Source organism: Campylobacter sp. MIT 21-1684 (assembly GCF_026241315.1).
Lineage (GTDB): Bacteria > Campylobacterota > Campylobacteria > Campylobacterales > Campylobacteraceae > Campylobacter_D.
In genome coordinates, this window is the sequence record NZ_JAPHNA010000012.1 from 12980 (window position 1) to 28571 (window position 15592).

Consider the following 15592-nt stretch of genomic DNA (forward strand, 5'->3'; position numbering starts at 1 on the left):
ATTTATTTCCCTGTTGTTAATCTATAAATATTATATCTTAAGTTGGTTTATATTTCTTATTAAGCCTTAATCCAAGAAATTTATAAATTTTTTAACAAATCACTTAAGCTTACTTTGGCAAGATAAGACTCTAAAGCCTCTTGAGCTGCTTCAAAGAACGAATCCAAAATCAGATGAATATTTTTGCCCAAAGGACAAAGTTCGCTAGGGTGAGCGTGAAACTTAAAAAGCCTATTCGTGCCATCACTCTCTTTGCCCATAGAATCCACTGCGTTAAAAATATCTAAAAGGCTTAACTCTTGTGGTTTTTTGATTAATTTACTCCCACCACTGCCTCGCTCTACGCTTATTAGTCCAGCGGATTTAAGTTGAGCAAGGATATTACGGATAATCACGCTATTCACACCAACAGAATCCGCCAAAGCCTCGCTTGTCATTTTCTTACAATGCGTTTTATCTGTATTCATATTAAACTCCGAATCTGCATTGAAAAACTCCAAGCATAAACAGATATGAATAGCAATGCTAAAGCGTGAGGGGATTTGCATAAGATTCCTTTTATTAGTTTGTGCCATTATAGCACAAGCCACAATAATTGTATTGTAATACTTGACATTATAACTAAAGTGCGTTACACTTCTCGCATTTTTTAGTTGTAATATTATTTATTACATTAAATCATCAAGTCCGAATCCTAAGGAGTTCCAATGAATTTTATTCTTTTTACTATCTTACTTGCCGTGTTTGTCGTGCCTAGTTCAATTTCAGGCACAGCCATTGCCCTACCTTATATCGCAGAAAGTCTTGGGAGCAAATCTACGCTCTTGCAATGGGTGGTCAATAGCTTTAATCTATTCTTTGCGTGTTTTACGCTTATTTAGGGTGCAATAAGCGATAGATTGGGCGCAAAAACTTGCTTGATAGCGGGAGTGGTAACCTATCTTTTAGGTTCAATGTTATCATTCCTCGCTCCTAGCTTACTTTGGCTTGATATTGGGAGGGCATTAGCAGGTATTGGTGGGGCAAGTGTCTTTGCGTGTGGCAGCGCCATTTTAATTCGCACTTTTGAAGACAAAGAGCGGGTAAAAGCCTTTGCATTTTTTGGCACGACTGCGGGACTTGGCATTACTTTGGGACCAACGATAAGCGGATTCCTTATTGATTTATTTATGTGGCGTGCGATTTTTGTTTTTCATTTTCTCACTCTTGGGGTTGTTTTGCTCCTTTCTCCTATGCTGCCAAAAGACACACAAAAAGAGCAAAATGCCTTTGCATTTGATAAAACAGGTGCGATTCTCTTTGTCATTTTTATGTCAAGCTTTATGCTCTTTATTACAAAAATCCACGCCTTGCAAGAGTCTCAAACACTTGGAATCTTAGCCTTTTGTCTCATTGTAGGGATAGTCTTTGGAGCGCACCAAAGAAACTTGCACTTTAAAAACCTCACTCCAAGCTCAAACATTCCTCAACCACTTTTAGATTTTGAAGTGCTTAAAAATACTTCATTTTTTGGATTTAGCCTTGTAACGATTATCGCGGGATTTAGCTTTGTGGCGCTACTCACTTATTTCCCCACTTTTCTCTCCATAAACTTTGGGTTATCTGCCTCTTTTTCTGGGCTTTTTATGTTGGCCCTCACTACACCTATGCTATTTTGCCCTATGTTAGCTGGTAAAATGCTAAACAAAGGCATAAATTCTAAAACTTTCGCCCTCACAATGTCCTTAATGATGAGTGTGGGAATCTTCGCGCTTTTAATCATTTTGCACACTTTAAGCGGGGTTATTTTGCAGGCAATAACACTTGTCGCACTTTTTGTTATCGGCTGTGGTATGGGATTGCACGCAGGGGCGATTGATGGGTTGGCTCTTAGCAGTGTAGAATCTTCTAAGAGTGGCTTAGGCGCAGGAGTGTTTAACTGCTTGCGTTTAGGTTCAGAAGCTGTGGGAGTGAGCCTCTATGGTACGCTTATGGTAGTATTTATCACTGCAAAATTATCATATTTTATTACAGATGAGGCGAATTCCAATGCCCTTATTGAAAGCATCGCAAGTGGGAATCTAAGCCTCATTGATAATCCGCAGATTTTAGAAAATGCACCTTTACTCTATCTACAAGCATTTTCTTATACTCTAGGAATCTTAGGGTTTATAAGCTTGATTTTAAGCTTATGTGTTTGGAGATTGCTCAAGAAAAGCAAGGCAATACAAGCGCTTTGAATTTTTAGAGAATCTGTAGTAAAATAACAATATTAATCTACGCATAAAGGAGTTAAGATGAGTGCGTTTTGGATTATCGTTGCGATTGTTTTTGGAACGTTGTTTATTTTTGGAATACTGATAATCAGCATTTATAATCAGCTCGTAGTGTTGAAAAACCGCGCACAAAATGCTTTTGCACAAATTGATGTGCAGCTCAAACGTCGCTATGACTTAATCCCAAATATGATTGAGGTTGCTAAAAAATACCTAAGCCACGAACAAGAGACTTTAACCAAAGTGATAGAGGCAAGAAATACCGCAAAAATTGCACTTGAAAGTGTGGCAGACAATAATCCTGATGCCCTTAACAATCTTAATAAAGCCGAAAGTTCTTTACAAAATGCACTTAAGGGCTTTAATATCACTTTGGAAGCTTATCCGGATTTGAAAGCAAACACTACAATGATACAACTCAACGAGGAGCTTTCATCTACTGAAAATAAAGTCGCTTTTGCACGGCAAGCTTATAATGATAATGTGATGGGTTTTAATACCTACAAGCAGATTTTTCCAAACAACTTCATCGCAGGATTTTTTGTGAAATTTGCCAAAGATTTAGAAATGCTAGAGTTTGATGAGAAACACGAAGTGTTAAACCAAGTACCCAAAGTACAGTTTTAAACTTGAGAATCTTTAGGAAGTATAGGAATTATGAAAACAAATTCTATTCTTGCGTTTATTTGTGAAAATCCTTTTCTTTTGCCTTTGCCTCTTGTTGTAAAAATTATGCTTATAGCACTGGATATTGGTGTATTGATATGGTTGATTGAGAAATTTAAAGACAAAAAGAATATTTTACTTGAAATTACTTACGTTATTCTTGCGCTACTTATTTTGCTTTTGCTTCTTAATTCTGCGATTCAAATAGTAGATTTTATAGAATTTTGCAGGAATTTTTTTAAAGATATGGACGCGCTGCTAAGTGCAAATATACCTATTTTGTATGTCTCTAATGCCCAAAATTTCATTATTTTCATTACAATTTTAGTTTTTGTGGCATTTTGTGCGCTCATTTTGTTTTTTCTCACACGTTTTATTCTTGGCAGAAAAGTAAAGCTCACAAATAGCTTTTGGGAGCATAAAGACATTGCAATGTCTAAAATTACTTGGTGTAACCTCCTCTTTTTTGCAATGCTTTTTTTAATTTTTTTAACCGCTTTTAGCTGTTTTGGACTGATTTTTACGATACTAGACAATTTTGACGTTTTTAATTCTAATACTCCAGCTCCTCATTCCGGATATGTCTCTCCAGGATATCACTTTCCATATTCTGAATTCCTCTTTCCAGTTGAAACAACACATCATTTTCAAAGTAAAGCAATGGGCTTTATCCTCTCTGCAGGCTTAGCATTTATCTTAGTCGTTGTGATTTTTTGTGCCTTTATCTTTCAAACTTTTTCTCTTAGTAGAGGAAGCATTGATAAACTCGCTCGCACACTTAATGCTACAGAAATTATACAATCTACTCAATTACGACCAAAAGAGCAAACGCTTCTTAACCTCATCACAGAAATGGCAATTGCCTCAAGTTGTCCTCTACCACGCGTGTTTATCTTAAAAAACGAAAAAGGTATCAATGCAATGTGTAGCGGGGAGCATTTTGGTAAAAAGAATGAAAAAATAGCGATTTTTGTAACTCAAGGCGCATTAAATTCCCTTAGCAGAGATGAACTCCAAGCCGTAATAGGACACGAATTTTCCCACGCTTTTCATCACGATGTCGCTCTTAATTTACGCATATTCTCCCTTGTATTTGCCCTAAGCTGTGTGATGATAGTAGGCAGAATATTGCTTGAGGGGGCAACACGTAGTGCTTCTAGGAAAACCTCAAATTCTAAAAATGATAGCAAAGGCTTTGTTGGTATTGTAGCAATTGCGTTAGTGTTTTTTGCACTTGGATATGTGGGTATGCTCTTTGCACAAATCATTCAAGCAGCGATTTCGCGCCAAAAGGAATTTCTAGCCGATGCTTCAAGTGTGCAATACACGCGCAATCCACAAGGTTTAAAATCTGCTCTACAAAAAATCGCCCGAACTTCAAGTGCTTATCAAGCAAAAGAAAATGCTCCCAAAAAGCTTACTTACCTTACTAGCCCAAAGGCATACTCTTATGCACATATGTTTTTCCTGCCCTGCTGCTCTATGATATTTGATACGCACCCACCTTTGGAGCAAAGAATTGCACATTTAGAACAAATGGGTGCGAAGATTTGATACACACTAAAATCAAGGTGTATTACTTGATTCTCTTATGATTTGTTTTTTGATAAAACACTCTTTAAGTAAATCAATGAGATAAATCTGAAAGATTCTAAAGATTAATTATGAGCAGTTATTATTCCTGTGCCATTGTAAGTGTTTTTACCTTGCGTAGCTTTCGCATTTTTAGTGGGCATTTTAGAATCTTGCTCGGTTAACTTCGCCTTATTTTGGGCTTTTTGTGTGGATTCTGTATTTTTTGCAGTCTTAGCCTGTGCGGCTTTGACAAACATATCTTCAAACTTGCTCTCAAGCTTACTTACTTCGGCTGATGGTGAGCTGGCGCGTTTATTTGTGGAATCTGTTTTGTTCAAAATGGTGTTTTGCATAGCATCTAGCATAGTCATACTCCTCGAGTAAATTTTGCAGGAGATAAAGCAAAAAATATTCCGTATATACCCACAAAATCAATAAGCACTATGCAAAAAGGTAAAGGGTAAAAAATCGTTGCTAATATTTCAGGACGCGGCGATAAGGATATATTTATTACTGCTAAAGCCTTTACGCCTGAACATTGGAAGAAATTTTTAAGCGAAGAACTCGCTCGTATGAGCTAGATTCTGTTCTTTGCTTTTTATTGTTGAGTTTTGCAAAAGCTAAGCGAGAGTGAATTGACACAATGACGTGTATTCTTGGGTGTAAAGCCCTCATTTTCAAATATATGCCCTAAATGTCCGTCACAATGAGCGCAGATGATTTCTGTGCGCACACCATCACTATCGGGTATGCGTTTTATAGCGCCTTTGATTTCATCATCAAAACTTGCCCACCCGCAATGGGTAGGAAACTTAGATACAGAATCATAAAGTGGCGCACCACATTGTCGGCAGAGATATGTGCCCTCTTCAAAATGATTTGTATAAATACCGCTAAAGGGTGCTTCAGTGGCTTTATGCAAAAGAACTGCACGTTCTTGTTCGTTTAATGGCGGCATTTTCATATTAATCCTTTCTTTGAGATATAAATTTTTGCAATGCTTCGTCTATATTCCTTATTTCTTCTCTTGGAAAAGGATAGTCTAGCTCATCAAATCTCTCACTCATCACTTTTTTTATGCACTTTGCATTTCCTCTGCAAGATTCTCTCTTTTTTAAATACGCTCTTTGAGTGTTTAAAAGCTCTTTTAATATAAGAGTTTTTCGCGTCTCTAGCTCTTGTTGCAGAGTGTTTATAAGTTTTGAATCTAACTCATTGATATTGATAGATGCTTGATTGTCTTTGTATGTGTATGAGATTACTTCTTCTAAAGTGAGATTCTTTATATATTCTCTTGCACCAAGATACAAGACATTAGTGACTCTATCTTGGTCTGCTAGAGAGGGATTAGAACAAATGCTCTTTTCACTCGCACTTCTTGCCTTTGTGCAGTCAAATCCAGCTTTAAGCTTGTAATATTCATCTGGGATATAATACTCTTCTCCCACATCAGATTCGCATTTTTGAAGCAAAAATGCACAGGCTTTATTTGCCTTTTGCTCCTCTATATTTATGCTTAAGTGCTTAGAATCTCTTTGCGCCATAAGTTTGCATTGTGGAAAAGTAGGAAAGAGAATCTGTGCTTTTGTAGAGCTTAAAGGCTGCAAAAGCGCAATGTGTCCATCTTTGCTTTCATCTTCTTTGTAGCAAGAACCCTCATTGCCCCAATCTCTGAATCTTGCCCCGCCATTTATTACTCTTTGAAGCAAAAAACCTAGTTGTAAAGCATTTTCATTGCGCTTTAGAATCTTTATACTAAAAGCATTGCTACTTAGCCTTGATATGCCAGAATATGGGGCATAGAAGTAATCAAAGTGGGAAAATTCCTCTATATCACTCCAATGTTCCAATAAGGTAGCGTTGGTTTGTTTTGTTGTATTATTTTGGCTTGCAACGCCAATGTTTGCTAGAAGCATTCCTGCAAACAAAGTGGCACATAATATTTTCAAAAATTGAGACTTATTTTTCATTGTTGGAACTCTTTTATAGGGTATAGAATCAATATGTGCAATGATACTTTTAAATTTCTTATGATGTGTTAATAATTGAATGGTAACCGCGATTTTTGTGTATAAAGTTTTATTGTAAAATATAATAAACACAAAAAGGGGCAGTTTTGGACAAGCCAGAACAACAAGCAAGACAAAGCATTGATAAACTTTTGCTAGAAGCAGGGTTTGTATTAAAAGACTTTAAAGATTATGCCCAATTTTTAGGGGATTCCACACTCAAATCCAATCTTGCGATAAGAGAATTTATCCTAGCAAATGGCACGAGGGCGGATTATTTGCTTATTGTAGAGGGCAAAGCGTGTGGAGTGATAGAGGCGAAAAAGTCTAGTCTTGCTTTAAGTGGAGCAGAAAATCAAGCAAAAGCCTATGCTCATAATCTCCCCGCACACATTGCCTCTTATCACGACACCTTGCCCTTTTTATATCAAAGCAACGCCAATGAAATTTATTTCACGGATTTGCGTGAGCCAAACCCACGCGCAAGAAAGATTTTTGTCTTTCACACACCAAAAGAGCTTTTAGAAAAGCTGCACGATGATAAACATAGTGGCAAACCCACTCTAAGGGATAGAATCTTATATCTCCCGCCTTTGAATACTAAAGATTGCAAAGCCTTAAGAGCTTGTCAAAAAGACGCAATAGAGGGCTTAGAGCGTTCATTGAAACACAACAAGCAAAGAGCTTTAATTCATATGGCAACAGGAGCGGGTAAGACTTTCACCGCTTGTAACTTTACCTATCGGCTCTTAAGTCTTGCAAAGGCAAAGCGGATTTTGTTTCTTGTAGATAGGAATAATCTTGGCAAACAAGCGAAAAAAGAATTTGACAATTTCAGTCCAAGCACAGATAAGCGGCATTTTAGCGAGATTTATAATGTAGTGCATTTGGAAAGTAATTGCATTCCTAAAGAATCTAAAGTTGTGATTACTACGATTCAGCGGCTGTATTCTATTTTGCGCGGAGAAGCGGAGTTTGATAGCGCAAACGAGGAACATTCCGCTTTTGAGAGCGAAGATTCTAAACCCAAAGAAGTTACTTATAATCCCAAAATTGGCATTGATACTTTTGATTTTATCATCATTGATGAATCCCACAGGAGTATTTATGGGATATGGCGGCAGGTGCTAGAGTATTTTGACGCATTTTTAGTGGGCTTAAGTGCGACACCCTCTAAGCATACCTTAGGATTTTTTGCTCAAAATGTTGTGGCGCAATATGATTTAGAAAAATCCATTCTTGATAAAGTCAATGTGGGCTATGAAATCTTTAGAATCAAAACCGACATTAGTGAGCAAGGTAGCATTATTGAAGTAAATGCGGAATTTCAAATTCCCTTTAGGGAAAAGGACACGCGAAAAATCGGCTATGAGATGTTAGAGGAGGATTTGGAGTATTCTAAAGTAGATTTAGACCGCTCTGTGCTTGTTCCTAGCCAAATCCGCACGATTTTGCAAACTTATAAAGACAAAGTCTTTACCGCACTTTTTCCTACGCGTGAGCCAACTTATCTCCCCAAAACTTTGATTTTTGCCAAAGACGACCATCACGCAGAAGAAATCGTGCGCCTTGCGCGAGAGGTGTTTAATGAGGGCAATGAGTTTGCGCAAAAAATCACCTATAATATCGGCAATCAAAACCCGCAAGAGCTTATCAACGCCTTTAGGACTTCTAAGAAGTTTAGAATCGCAGTTACGGTGGATATGATAGCCACAGGCACAGACATTAAGCCTTTAGAAGTGCTGATTTTTATGCGTGATATAAAATCTTATTAGCTAGTCTTTTTAATGTATCATTTTTGTTTGCTTTATTCCTAGTAAATTTTGATTGTATCTTACTAACCTTTGTTGTAATTCTGCTTTGTATTTTATATTGTCCATATATTTTAATACGATTTCATCGCCTATCAAATTATCAAGCACAGCGTCCAAATCTTTGAAGTTTAATCTTATTGCTTTTTTAGCACTTTTATCAAGGCTGAAAATCTTATGAGAATTTGCATCAATATAGATTAGGTTTTGCCAATTATCAATGGCTTTTAGCGCATCAATATCCTTTGCATAATAAAAAGGCACGATATGATGAAGTTCAAAGCGGACATCTTTTTGCACTTCGTGTTGTTTAAAATACTCTGACTTAATTAGATTACTGCGTTTAAATGTGATATTTTCGCCATTTATGCTGGCTTTAAGTAGTAGTCTTTGCTTTGCTGTATCATACTCAAATAAAGACATCAAATCAAAGCTATTAAACATACTTTGTGTTTCGTTTTTCCAATTATGAAAATCTCGCTTGTCTGTCTTGTTGCCTACAAAGTTTTCAGGCAAACAAAATTCACTTACGACATCTTCTACAACTTTAGCCCTTGCTTTTAAGCTTCTAAATTCGTTGATAAATTCTACAATTTTATCTTTTGTTAATATGCTACCTTGATACTCTTTGCCAAGATAAGTTATAAAAAACATCATTTCACTAACACTTATATATTGTGGTTCAAGTGTATTTAAAATATCTAACACATCTTGCACTACCCCATCAAAGACAAAATCCAAAGCAATACCTAAGTGTCTTTGTTCCTCAAAAATATCTTTTGAATTAATAAAATCTAAACCTCTTTGTGTGATTTTGACATATTTATATTGATATTTTCTATTTATATTACATAATTCTTTCTTTTTGTTAAATCTATCAATAAATCCCATTCTTTGTAGATTGACAAAAATAATCTTACGCATACCCATATCTGTAATACTTGCATTAAGACTTAACAAATCCTTATTAATTCTATTCAAATATTCGCAAAACTTTTGCTCCTCATTGCTATAAATATAATCATCATATATATCACCTTGTGTATGGAGTAATAAATTATTTTTTGGTAAATGCTTTAAAACTATTTTAATATATTCTGCACTCCAGCGATAATGTTGTAATTTATGCGTTCCTCTATAATCATCTCTAAGCACTCTATGATAAAGAAATTTCAAACAATCTAATGCAGGATTTATTCCTATTAATTTGTTTTTAAACTCTTCTTGTGTCATTCACTCTCCTTTCTTTCTAAACTAAAATCCAAATACTCTCTATTCAACTCACAACCTATACTATGCCTACCTAACTCTCTAGCTACTATACTTGTCGTGCCACTTCCTGCAAATAAATCTAGCACTAAATCTCCCTCTTTACTACTTGCCTTAATCATTCGCTCAATCATTTCTCTTGGCTTGGGCGTAGGGTGGTTAAGCTTTTGCACCTTGCCATTAACCTTTTGCTTATGTCTTTGGCTCACTATCTCCCATACATCAGGGCATAATTTACCATTGGGATTTGGATACCAACGCTTACCATTTTTTAAAATTCCATTTTTGGTAGCGTGTTGAATACGAACTGTGCTTTGGTATGCAATGCGGACACAATCACAATTAAAATAATAATCTTTAGAATCCATTGTGTAGAATAAAATGCTCTCTTGGTTATTGACAAATCTTTTTTTTGTATAACTCAAGCCATCTTTTTTATACCAAGTGATAAAGTTTTGAAAAATTGCTTTACCTTGCAAATAATGTAAAAACAAAGCACAATGATAAGGCGTATTAAAGATATAAAAACTCCCGCTTTTTTTCATTTTCTTTAATAATAAATCTATCCACTTGAAACTAAATTCTAAGAATGCTTCCTCGCTCTTAAAACTATCCCATTGTGCTACTTTGAGGTTATATGGAGGGTCAATTATGGCAAGGTCTATGCTTTTATCATCTAAAGATTGCAGAAAACTAAAGCAATCTTGTATGTGGATTGTGTTTAACTCTAAAGCTTTTTTCATTGCAGTTTTTCCTCTATGACACTTTTATAGTGCGCATAGAGTTCATATCCTATATAATTTCTTTTGAGTTGTTTAGCAACTTTTAATGTCGTGCCACTTCCAGCAAAAGGGTCTAGCACAACATCTCCTACAAAAGAATAAAGCTTAATCAAACGATAAGGGATAGCTTCGGGCATAATGGCTGAATGCTTACCAAAAGCACTATCGCTTTTATTTGGAATAGGAATATCCCAAATTTGTTTTGTATATTCTACCCACTCTTTTTGCGTAAGTTTGCTTTGCTCTTTTATCTCTTGTGGAATCTTATTATTTGGTTTGCCATTTTTAACATAAACGCTTATAAATTCACTCGTGTTTTGTGCGTAAAAATTGCGTGGATAAGGATAGCTCCCAAACATTAAGCCTTTTGTTGTATTCGTGCGATTCCAAATATACAAATCAAGCAAAAATAAATGGGTAGATTCTAAAATGCTGTGTTGAATATCGCTTTGTAAATCAAAAATATGGCGATTGTAATGTGTGTTTAAGTCCTTTTTGAGCATTGGCATTAAAGGCACATTAATACAAAGTTTGCCATTTGGCACTAATACTCTATAACATTCCCTCCAAACTTCCAATAAGCCCTTAATATAATCTTTGTAATCATTAATTGCACCTAAATCCTCTTTTGAAGATTCTGAATGTTGTAGAGTTTGATAGCCATTTTTTGCATAATCTTTGATATTAAAATAAGGCGGAGAAGTGATGATTAATTCCACACTATTATCTTGTAATTCGTTCATTGTGGCACTAGATTTGTAAAAGATTTGATTGTGGGGCTTATAAAGGCTCAAGCTTTGTGTCATTATGTTCTCCGCAACAAAATTTATATTCTATCAAAAATTTAGGATAGATACAAATCAAGCCAAAATCCCTTATTTATTGTAGTTTTATCATTTTTGTTTTCGTGCTTCTTTTGTAGAAATGCGCAGGATTATAAAAACCGCCATTTGACTTATGAGCGATTAACGAGCTAAAAGTGAAGCTTGAGCGTGCTTGTATGGATATACCAAGCTTATGGAATGCGTATAGGCTGCGTGATAAGGACAAAGTAAGCAAAAATCCGAGCAAAAACTTGACAAATCTTATCTCTCTTGTGCGCTATGCGCTAAAGTTTGATGACACCTTGCAAGACTTTGCAAATGTGGCAAACTCGCATTATAATCTATGGCGTGGGCGATGTATCCAAAAGGGCATAAACTTCAGTGCAGAGCAAGAGGAGTTTTTAAACCTCATCAAGGAGCATATTATCGCAAATGGCTTTGTGGAAGTAAAAGATATTCAAGAGATTTGCGCGGATTTAGGCGGGATATATAGAGCAAAAGAAATCTTTAAAGACTCCTTGTCAAAACTTGTGGAGGAATTAAGCTTGGCATTGGTGAGTTAAGAAAATATAAATAAAAAAGGATATAATTCATTCATTTGAGTTGAGGTGTTAGAGAAGTGGAAGCAAAGTTAATTAATAAAATACAAAGAGTAATGGGCTATGGAATGACTTGCCCTTTACATATTGTCGCAGATGACGGAAAAGATTATATCTTAAAGACAAGAATAAAAATTTTTGATACAAATGATAAACCCTTTACCTCATCTAAAGAGCTTTTTGCTGAAATTTTTTCTTATTTTTATCTCCAAGCTTTAAATGTCTCTTGTATCCCAAATTTTTGTTTGCTTGAAGTCAATGATGAGACACTTAAGCTTGCGCAGAAATACGAAAATAGTTCAAATGAAAGGGAAAGACAAGTGTATGAAAATCTTAAGGTTTCAAAGGGTTTGAATCTAGGTGTAGAGTTCATACCTAATGCGAGTAAGTCCCTCTCACAAATAAACTTTACCCAAGAATTTAAACGCTTAGCCATTCATTATGACGCAAGATTGATGAATACGGATAGAGATAAAGAAAATCCTAATATTTTGGAAGATTCTAATAAAAAATATTGGTTGATTGGCTTTGGTTTAGCATTAGATTCGCTCTATCTCTTTGAGGATTTAAAATCAAAAACGCAAATGTTTTGTGCAAATGAAATTTATTTTGATAAATGCTGTTTTCATCATTATCTTTTTAACGAAGTAGAGAGAAAAAATATTAAGCATTTGCGTTCAAAAGTTGATAAACTTCAGTTAGATAATATTATTCAAAGTGTTTGTAAAATTACACATTTACTTGAAACACAATCAGAGGAGCAGGGATATTTAGCACAAATTATTACCAAAAGAGAGCAATCAAAAAGGATTTTTAATGCGCAAAATCTACACTTACAGAGTGATAAAATACTTTCCACATATCAGAAGCGATGAATTTTTCAATGTAGGCATTTGGCTATGGGACGAGCAGGGCAATAAAAAGCAAATCTATATTGATAAAAGCCAAGAACATATTAAACATCTTTTAAAATTTCCCTCCATTGATAAAAAGGCTTTACCTTTTTCCTAGAAAGTATCAGGCAAGAGACAAATGCACAATCTTGGTATGATAACAATTTGCGCTTTAGTGAGGTAGATTCCATAGTCAGTGAGCAGGGTATAAATGAAGTGGCAAATCTACTTTATGAAGACTACATAGGCTACAAATTCCATACCAAAACACAAAAAGACAGATACAAAGAAGCAAATGAAACAACAAAAATCGTTATATGAAAAGAAATTTCAAAATAAGCTTATCCTCAAGTCCGACAATGACTATTCTTTTTATGCTATTAAAAAAACAGAGAAAAAATATTATGGCAAATTTGGTAGTATAGGCGATAAATCTGATATTCTTGACACAATATATTTTAGCCTAAAAGGTGGGAATTATACTAAAATGAATATTAGTCTTTTAGGGATTGTCTCTGTGAATGAAGAAGAAATCAAGTTGTGTGAAGAGGAATTTTTAACACCTAATCATATTTCTTATGCTTCTTATCTTAACGATGAAGAGAGCGAAAGGTATTTTGAGAGTATCTTACAGACTGCTTAATGAAATAGCAATCAATCACCACAATGAAGCACAAAGGCAAAGCCCTTATACGCAAGTGGTGGAACTTGTGGAGAGGTTGAGGGGGTTGGGGGTGGAATTATAAAATTTAGTGTAGAATTGATGAATATAAAAAATTAAGGACAATACAATGAAAATGAATGGATTAGTAGAGTTATATAAAAGTATGAAAAAGCAAGAGTTAAGCCATACTATTTTTGATTACACTCATAATAGTATTGAATTTTCTATTTTGTTTGATATTGGAGTAAATCCTTTTCAACTATTACTTGTAAAAAAATATTCGCCTCTAACTTTATCATTAGACATCAATAAAGGTTTTATTTTGGAAACTTTGTTAGAAAAAGAGAAGTATGAAACTTTAAAAGAAATGTTACACATTAAAAAGGGTGGCGACAATCCCTTTTTTATAAATATATTTTTTAAAGAGTTAGATTCTAAAATTCCAAAAGAAGCCAAAATACCCGTTTTAGATGAGAATTCTAAGTTGGTTATCTCAAGGGTATATCAATGTGAGGAACAAGATAAAATTTTTCCCTGTGGTTTTATTGATTGGAATAATAATGGTAGTAAAAGAGGTTACAGCGAGAAAAATAGAGAAAAAACAAGATTGCTGTATCCAGATATTTATAAGGCTATACAGGGTAAAAATATTAGTGTGCGATATTCAGATGACCGCACATATGCCAATAATAAATTCTCTGATTTGAAAAATATCAAATAAGGTGAATAAAATGACACAAGAGAGAATGAAATTTTTAGAATTTATCCAAAATGTGATTACAAGAATGAATACAAATTCCTCACAGATGAAAACAATCTGCATTACTATCATCTCCGCTCTTTTTGCTGTGTATGCAGCAAATCAAAATAAGTATATTATTTTCGTTGTTTTTATTCCTTTGTGCCTTTGTTGTTTATTGGATATGTATTATCTTTGGCAAGAGCGAAAGTTTAGGGATTTTTATGCCGAAGTGATAAAAGAACAGAGTATAATTAAAGACTTTGATTTTAGTAGTTTTGAAAATTATCAAAAAGGATTTTTATCTTATATCAAAGTATTTTTATCCCACTCTATTTGGCTTTTTTATGGATTGGTAGGGGGTTGTAGTTTTCTTTTATGGAGTGTTTTATGAAAAAAGTCTTTTTTAGTTTTCATTATGATTTAGATAATTGGAGAGTGCAACAAATACGAAATATGGGCGTTGTTGAGAATGAAAAGATTTGTAATCCTAATGATTGGGAGCAAACTAGAAAAAAAGATGAACAAAATATCAAAAATTGGATAGATAAACAAATGAAAGATTGTGATTGTGTGATAGTATTGATAGGCGAGAGAACACATACAAGAAAATGGGTAGAATATGAAGTCAAAAGAGCTAAAGAGTTAGGAATCCCTATTTTTGGAATCTTTATCCATAACCTCAAAGATAATGAGGGTAAAACAACAAAAAAGGGTGAAAATAGATTTAAAATTCCTTATTATGAACCAAAGCCTAACAATGCGTATCAAGATATTAGCAATAATTTAGAATCTTGGATAAATAAAACCATAATTGAAAATAAAGGCAAAAAATAAAATCTCAAAAATATACGACCAAACCTAAAAGTTCATTTTCATTTTTTAAGTTTTTTGGAATTTTAGCAATTATTACTTTTTTTCATTTATTACCAAAATAATAGAAAGATTTTAACTAATGCCTAGTTCCTTTCACAATCTCCCGCAAGATTGGCGGATTAAAACACTCGGCGAATGCTTAAAATACGAGCAACCCACAAAATATATAGTAAAAAACACTCAATATAGCAATGAATATGAAATCCCTGTTCTGACTGCTGGAAAAAGCTTTTTGCTAGGATATACAAACGATACAGAAAATATTTTCACTCAAATACCTGTAATTATATTTGATGATTTCACAACAGATTCTAAATTTGTGGATTTTCATTTTAAAGTAAAATCATCGGCAATGAAAATTCTCCACGCAACAGAAATTGCAGATATAAAATTTGTGTTTTATTTTATGCAAATTATTCAACACAGAAGCGATACACATAAAAGATATTGGATTTCAGAGTATGCTAAACTTCCTATCCCCCTACCACCGCTTGAAACACAAAAACTCATCGTAGAGAAGCTTGAAAATGCCTTTGCCCACATTGATAAGGCAATCTATCATTTAAACCAAGTCTCCACAGACATTCCAAGACTTAAAGCCCTTGCTCCACTATGCCTTTAGCGACAAAC

General features: G+C 34.5%; 21 protein-coding genes. 14 read left to right on the plus strand and 7 right to left on the minus strand.

Going from position 1 to position 15592, the window contains the following annotated elements; translation table 11 throughout:
- Window positions 1–80: 80 nt before the first annotated feature.
- Entirely contained in the window at window positions 81–548 is a 468-nt protein-coding gene (locus OQH62_RS05805; RefSeq protein WP_266015136.1) for an Rrf2 family transcriptional regulator, read from the minus strand.
- A 159-nt stretch (window positions 549–707) separates the two neighbouring features.
- Here OQH62_RS05805 and OQH62_RS05810 point away from each other — a divergent pair, with 159 nt between their 5' ends.
- From OQH62_RS05810 to OQH62_RS05825, 4 genes are read left to right on the plus strand one after another with little or no spacing between them, the layout of a single operon-like run.
- The gene (locus OQH62_RS05810) at window positions 708–881 is read left to right on the plus strand and encodes a hypothetical protein (protein ID WP_266015139.1); all 174 of its coding nucleotides are present in this window, start codon (window positions 708–710) and stop codon (window positions 879–881) included.
- A gap of 6 nt (window positions 882–887) precedes the next feature.
- On the plus strand, window positions 888–2219 hold the full coding sequence (locus OQH62_RS05815) for an MFS transporter (RefSeq protein ID WP_323053626.1): 1332 nt from the start codon (window positions 888–890) through the stop codon (window positions 2217–2219).
- Window positions 2220–2276: 57 nt separating this feature from the next.
- On the plus strand, window positions 2277–2882 hold the full coding sequence (locus tag OQH62_RS05820) for a LemA family protein (protein ID WP_266015143.1): 606 nt from the start codon (window positions 2277–2279) through the stop codon (window positions 2880–2882).
- 30 nt (window positions 2883–2912) lie between these two features.
- Window positions 2913–4475 carry a M48 family metalloprotease gene (locus tag OQH62_RS05825; RefSeq protein ID WP_266015145.1) on the plus strand — a complete coding sequence of 521 codons (1563 nt, stop codon included), beginning with the start codon at window positions 2913–2915 and terminating at the stop codon, window positions 4473–4475.
- Window positions 4476–4579: 104 nt separating this feature from the next.
- On the opposite strand, the gene OQH62_RS05830 is transcribed toward OQH62_RS05825, so the two are convergent.
- The 3 genes from OQH62_RS05830 to OQH62_RS05840 form a co-directional block, all read right to left on the minus strand.
- The gene (locus tag OQH62_RS05830) at window positions 4580–4861 is read right to left on the minus strand and encodes a hypothetical protein (RefSeq protein ID WP_266015147.1); all 282 of its coding nucleotides are present in this window, start codon (window positions 4859–4861) and stop codon (window positions 4580–4582) included.
- 233 nt (window positions 4862–5094) lie between these two features.
- The gene (locus OQH62_RS05835) at window positions 5095–5454 is read right to left on the minus strand and encodes a methionine-R-sulfoxide reductase (RefSeq protein ID WP_266015249.1); all 360 of its coding nucleotides are present in this window, start codon (window positions 5452–5454) and stop codon (window positions 5095–5097) included.
- A 7-nt stretch (window positions 5455–5461) separates the two neighbouring features.
- Window positions 5462–6466, minus strand: coding sequence for a lysozyme inhibitor LprI family protein (locus OQH62_RS05840; RefSeq protein WP_266015149.1), 1005 nt, complete (start codon window positions 6464–6466; stop codon window positions 5462–5464).
- 146 nt (window positions 6467–6612) lie between these two features.
- On the opposite strand from OQH62_RS05840, the gene OQH62_RS05845 reads away from it, so the two are divergent.
- Window positions 6613–8280 (plus strand): DEAD/DEAH box helicase family protein, encoded by a 1668-nt coding sequence (locus OQH62_RS05845; protein ID WP_266015151.1) that lies wholly within the window; start codon window positions 6613–6615, stop codon window positions 8278–8280.
- A gap of 9 nt (window positions 8281–8289) precedes the next feature.
- Here the strand turns inward: OQH62_RS05845 and OQH62_RS05850 are convergent, their stop codons facing one another.
- Genes OQH62_RS05850 through OQH62_RS05860 form a run of 3 tightly spaced genes read right to left on the minus strand, consistent with a single transcriptional unit; the run spans window position 8290 to window position 11110 of the window.
- Window positions 8290–9549, minus strand: coding sequence for a hypothetical protein (locus OQH62_RS05850; RefSeq protein WP_266015153.1), 1260 nt, complete (start codon window positions 9547–9549; stop codon window positions 8290–8292).
- On the minus strand, window positions 9546–10328 hold the full coding sequence (locus OQH62_RS05855; RefSeq protein ID WP_266015155.1) for a DNA-methyltransferase: 783 nt from the start codon (window positions 10326–10328) through the stop codon (window positions 9546–9548). Before OQH62_RS05855 ends, OQH62_RS05850 begins: the two co-directional genes overlap by 4 nt.
- Entirely contained in the window at window positions 10325–11110 is a 786-nt protein-coding gene (locus OQH62_RS05860) for a DNA-methyltransferase (RefSeq protein WP_266015250.1), read from the minus strand. The genes OQH62_RS05855 and OQH62_RS05860 overlap by 4 nt, the downstream gene beginning before the upstream one ends.
- A 221-nt stretch (window positions 11111–11331) precedes the next feature.
- Here OQH62_RS05860 and OQH62_RS05865 point away from each other — a divergent pair, with 221 nt between their 5' ends.
- From OQH62_RS05865 to OQH62_RS05900, 9 genes are all read left to right on the plus strand, one after another.
- Entirely contained in the window at window positions 11332–11754 is a 423-nt protein-coding gene (locus OQH62_RS05865; protein WP_266015253.1) for a type I restriction-modification enzyme R subunit C-terminal domain-containing protein, read from the plus strand.
- Between the two features lie 56 nt (window positions 11755–11810).
- Complete coding sequence (locus OQH62_RS05870) at window positions 11811–12665, plus strand: hypothetical protein (protein WP_266015157.1); 855 nt, start codon at window positions 11811–11813, stop codon at window positions 12663–12665.
- A complete protein-coding gene (locus OQH62_RS08825; protein ID WP_416333347.1) occupies window positions 12607–12801 on the plus strand; it encodes a DUF3037 domain-containing protein in 195 nt (64 codons plus the stop codon). Before OQH62_RS05870 ends, OQH62_RS08825 begins: the two co-directional genes overlap by 59 nt.
- A 47-nt stretch (window positions 12802–12848) precedes the next feature.
- Window positions 12849–13004, plus strand: a complete 156-nt coding sequence (locus tag OQH62_RS05875) for a hypothetical protein (RefSeq protein WP_266015158.1) — start codon at window positions 12849–12851, stop codon at window positions 13002–13004.
- Window positions 12979–13326 (plus strand): hypothetical protein, encoded by a 348-nt coding sequence (locus tag OQH62_RS05880; protein ID WP_266015159.1) that lies wholly within the window; start codon window positions 12979–12981, stop codon window positions 13324–13326. Before OQH62_RS05875 ends, OQH62_RS05880 begins: the two co-directional genes overlap by 26 nt.
- 148 nt (window positions 13327–13474) lie before the next feature.
- Window positions 13475–14068: a DUF6037 family protein gene (locus OQH62_RS05885; protein ID WP_266015160.1), complete on the plus strand. Its 594-nt coding sequence runs from the start codon at window positions 13475–13477 to the stop codon at window positions 14066–14068.
- Between the two features lie 10 nt (window positions 14069–14078).
- Window positions 14079–14480, plus strand: a complete 402-nt coding sequence (locus OQH62_RS05890; RefSeq protein ID WP_266015161.1) for a hypothetical protein — start codon at window positions 14079–14081, stop codon at window positions 14478–14480.
- Window positions 14477–14923: a TIR domain-containing protein gene (locus tag OQH62_RS05895; RefSeq protein ID WP_266015162.1), complete on the plus strand. Its 447-nt coding sequence runs from the start codon at window positions 14477–14479 to the stop codon at window positions 14921–14923. Before OQH62_RS05890 ends, OQH62_RS05895 begins: the two co-directional genes overlap by 4 nt.
- 118 nt (window positions 14924–15041) lie before the next feature.
- Window positions 15042–15584 carry a restriction endonuclease subunit S gene (locus tag OQH62_RS05900; protein WP_266015163.1) on the plus strand — a complete coding sequence of 181 codons (543 nt, stop codon included), beginning with the start codon at window positions 15042–15044 and terminating at the stop codon, window positions 15582–15584.
- Window positions 15585–15592: the final 8 nt, after the last annotated feature.

What these genes read in the sequence shown, in the direction of transcription:
- OQH62_RS05805 (WP_266015136.1), bottom strand. Translation starts at nt 548, where the DNA reads ATGCAAATCCCCTCACGCTTTAGCATTGCTATTCATATCTGTTTATGC.
- OQH62_RS05810 (WP_266015139.1), top strand. Translation starts at nt 708, where the DNA reads ATGAATTTTATTCTTTTTACTATCTTACTTGCCGTGTTTGTCGTGCCT.
- OQH62_RS05820 (WP_266015143.1), top strand. Translation starts at nt 2,277, where the DNA reads ATGAGTGCGTTTTGGATTATCGTTGCGATTGTTTTTGGAACGTTGTTT.
- OQH62_RS05825 (WP_266015145.1), top strand. Translation starts at nt 2,913, where the DNA reads ATGAAAACAAATTCTATTCTTGCGTTTATTTGTGAAAATCCTTTTCTT.
- OQH62_RS05830 (WP_266015147.1), bottom strand. Translation starts at nt 4,861, where the DNA reads ATGCTAGATGCTATGCAAAACACCATTTTGAACAAAACAGATTCCACA.
- OQH62_RS05835 (WP_266015249.1), bottom strand. Translation starts at nt 5,454, where the DNA reads ATGCCGCCATTAAACGAACAAGAACGTGCAGTTCTTTTGCATAAAGCC.
- OQH62_RS05840 (WP_266015149.1), bottom strand. Translation starts at nt 6,466, where the DNA reads ATGAAAAATAAGTCTCAATTTTTGAAAATATTATGTGCCACTTTGTTT.
- OQH62_RS05850 (WP_266015153.1), bottom strand. Translation starts at nt 9,549, where the DNA reads ATGACACAAGAAGAGTTTAAAAACAAATTAATAGGAATAAATCCTGCA.
- OQH62_RS05855 (WP_266015155.1), bottom strand. Translation starts at nt 10,328, where the DNA reads ATGAAAAAAGCTTTAGAGTTAAACACAATCCACATACAAGATTGCTTT.
- OQH62_RS05860 (WP_266015250.1), bottom strand. Translation starts at nt 11,110, where the DNA reads ATGAACGAATTACAAGATAATAGTGTGGAATTAATCATCACTTCTCCG.
- OQH62_RS08825 (WP_416333347.1), top strand. Translation starts at nt 12,607, where the DNA reads ATGCGCAAAATCTACACTTACAGAGTGATAAAATACTTTCCACATATC.
- OQH62_RS05880 (WP_266015159.1), top strand. Translation starts at nt 12,979, where the DNA reads ATGAAACAACAAAAATCGTTATATGAAAAGAAATTTCAAAATAAGCTT.
- OQH62_RS05885 (WP_266015160.1), top strand. Translation starts at nt 13,475, where the DNA reads ATGAAAATGAATGGATTAGTAGAGTTATATAAAAGTATGAAAAAGCAA.
- OQH62_RS05890 (WP_266015161.1), top strand. Translation starts at nt 14,079, where the DNA reads ATGACACAAGAGAGAATGAAATTTTTAGAATTTATCCAAAATGTGATT.
- OQH62_RS05895 (WP_266015162.1), top strand. Translation starts at nt 14,477, where the DNA reads ATGAAAAAAGTCTTTTTTAGTTTTCATTATGATTTAGATAATTGGAGA.
- OQH62_RS05900 (WP_266015163.1), top strand. Translation starts at nt 15,042, where the DNA reads ATGCCTAGTTCCTTTCACAATCTCCCGCAAGATTGGCGGATTAAAACA.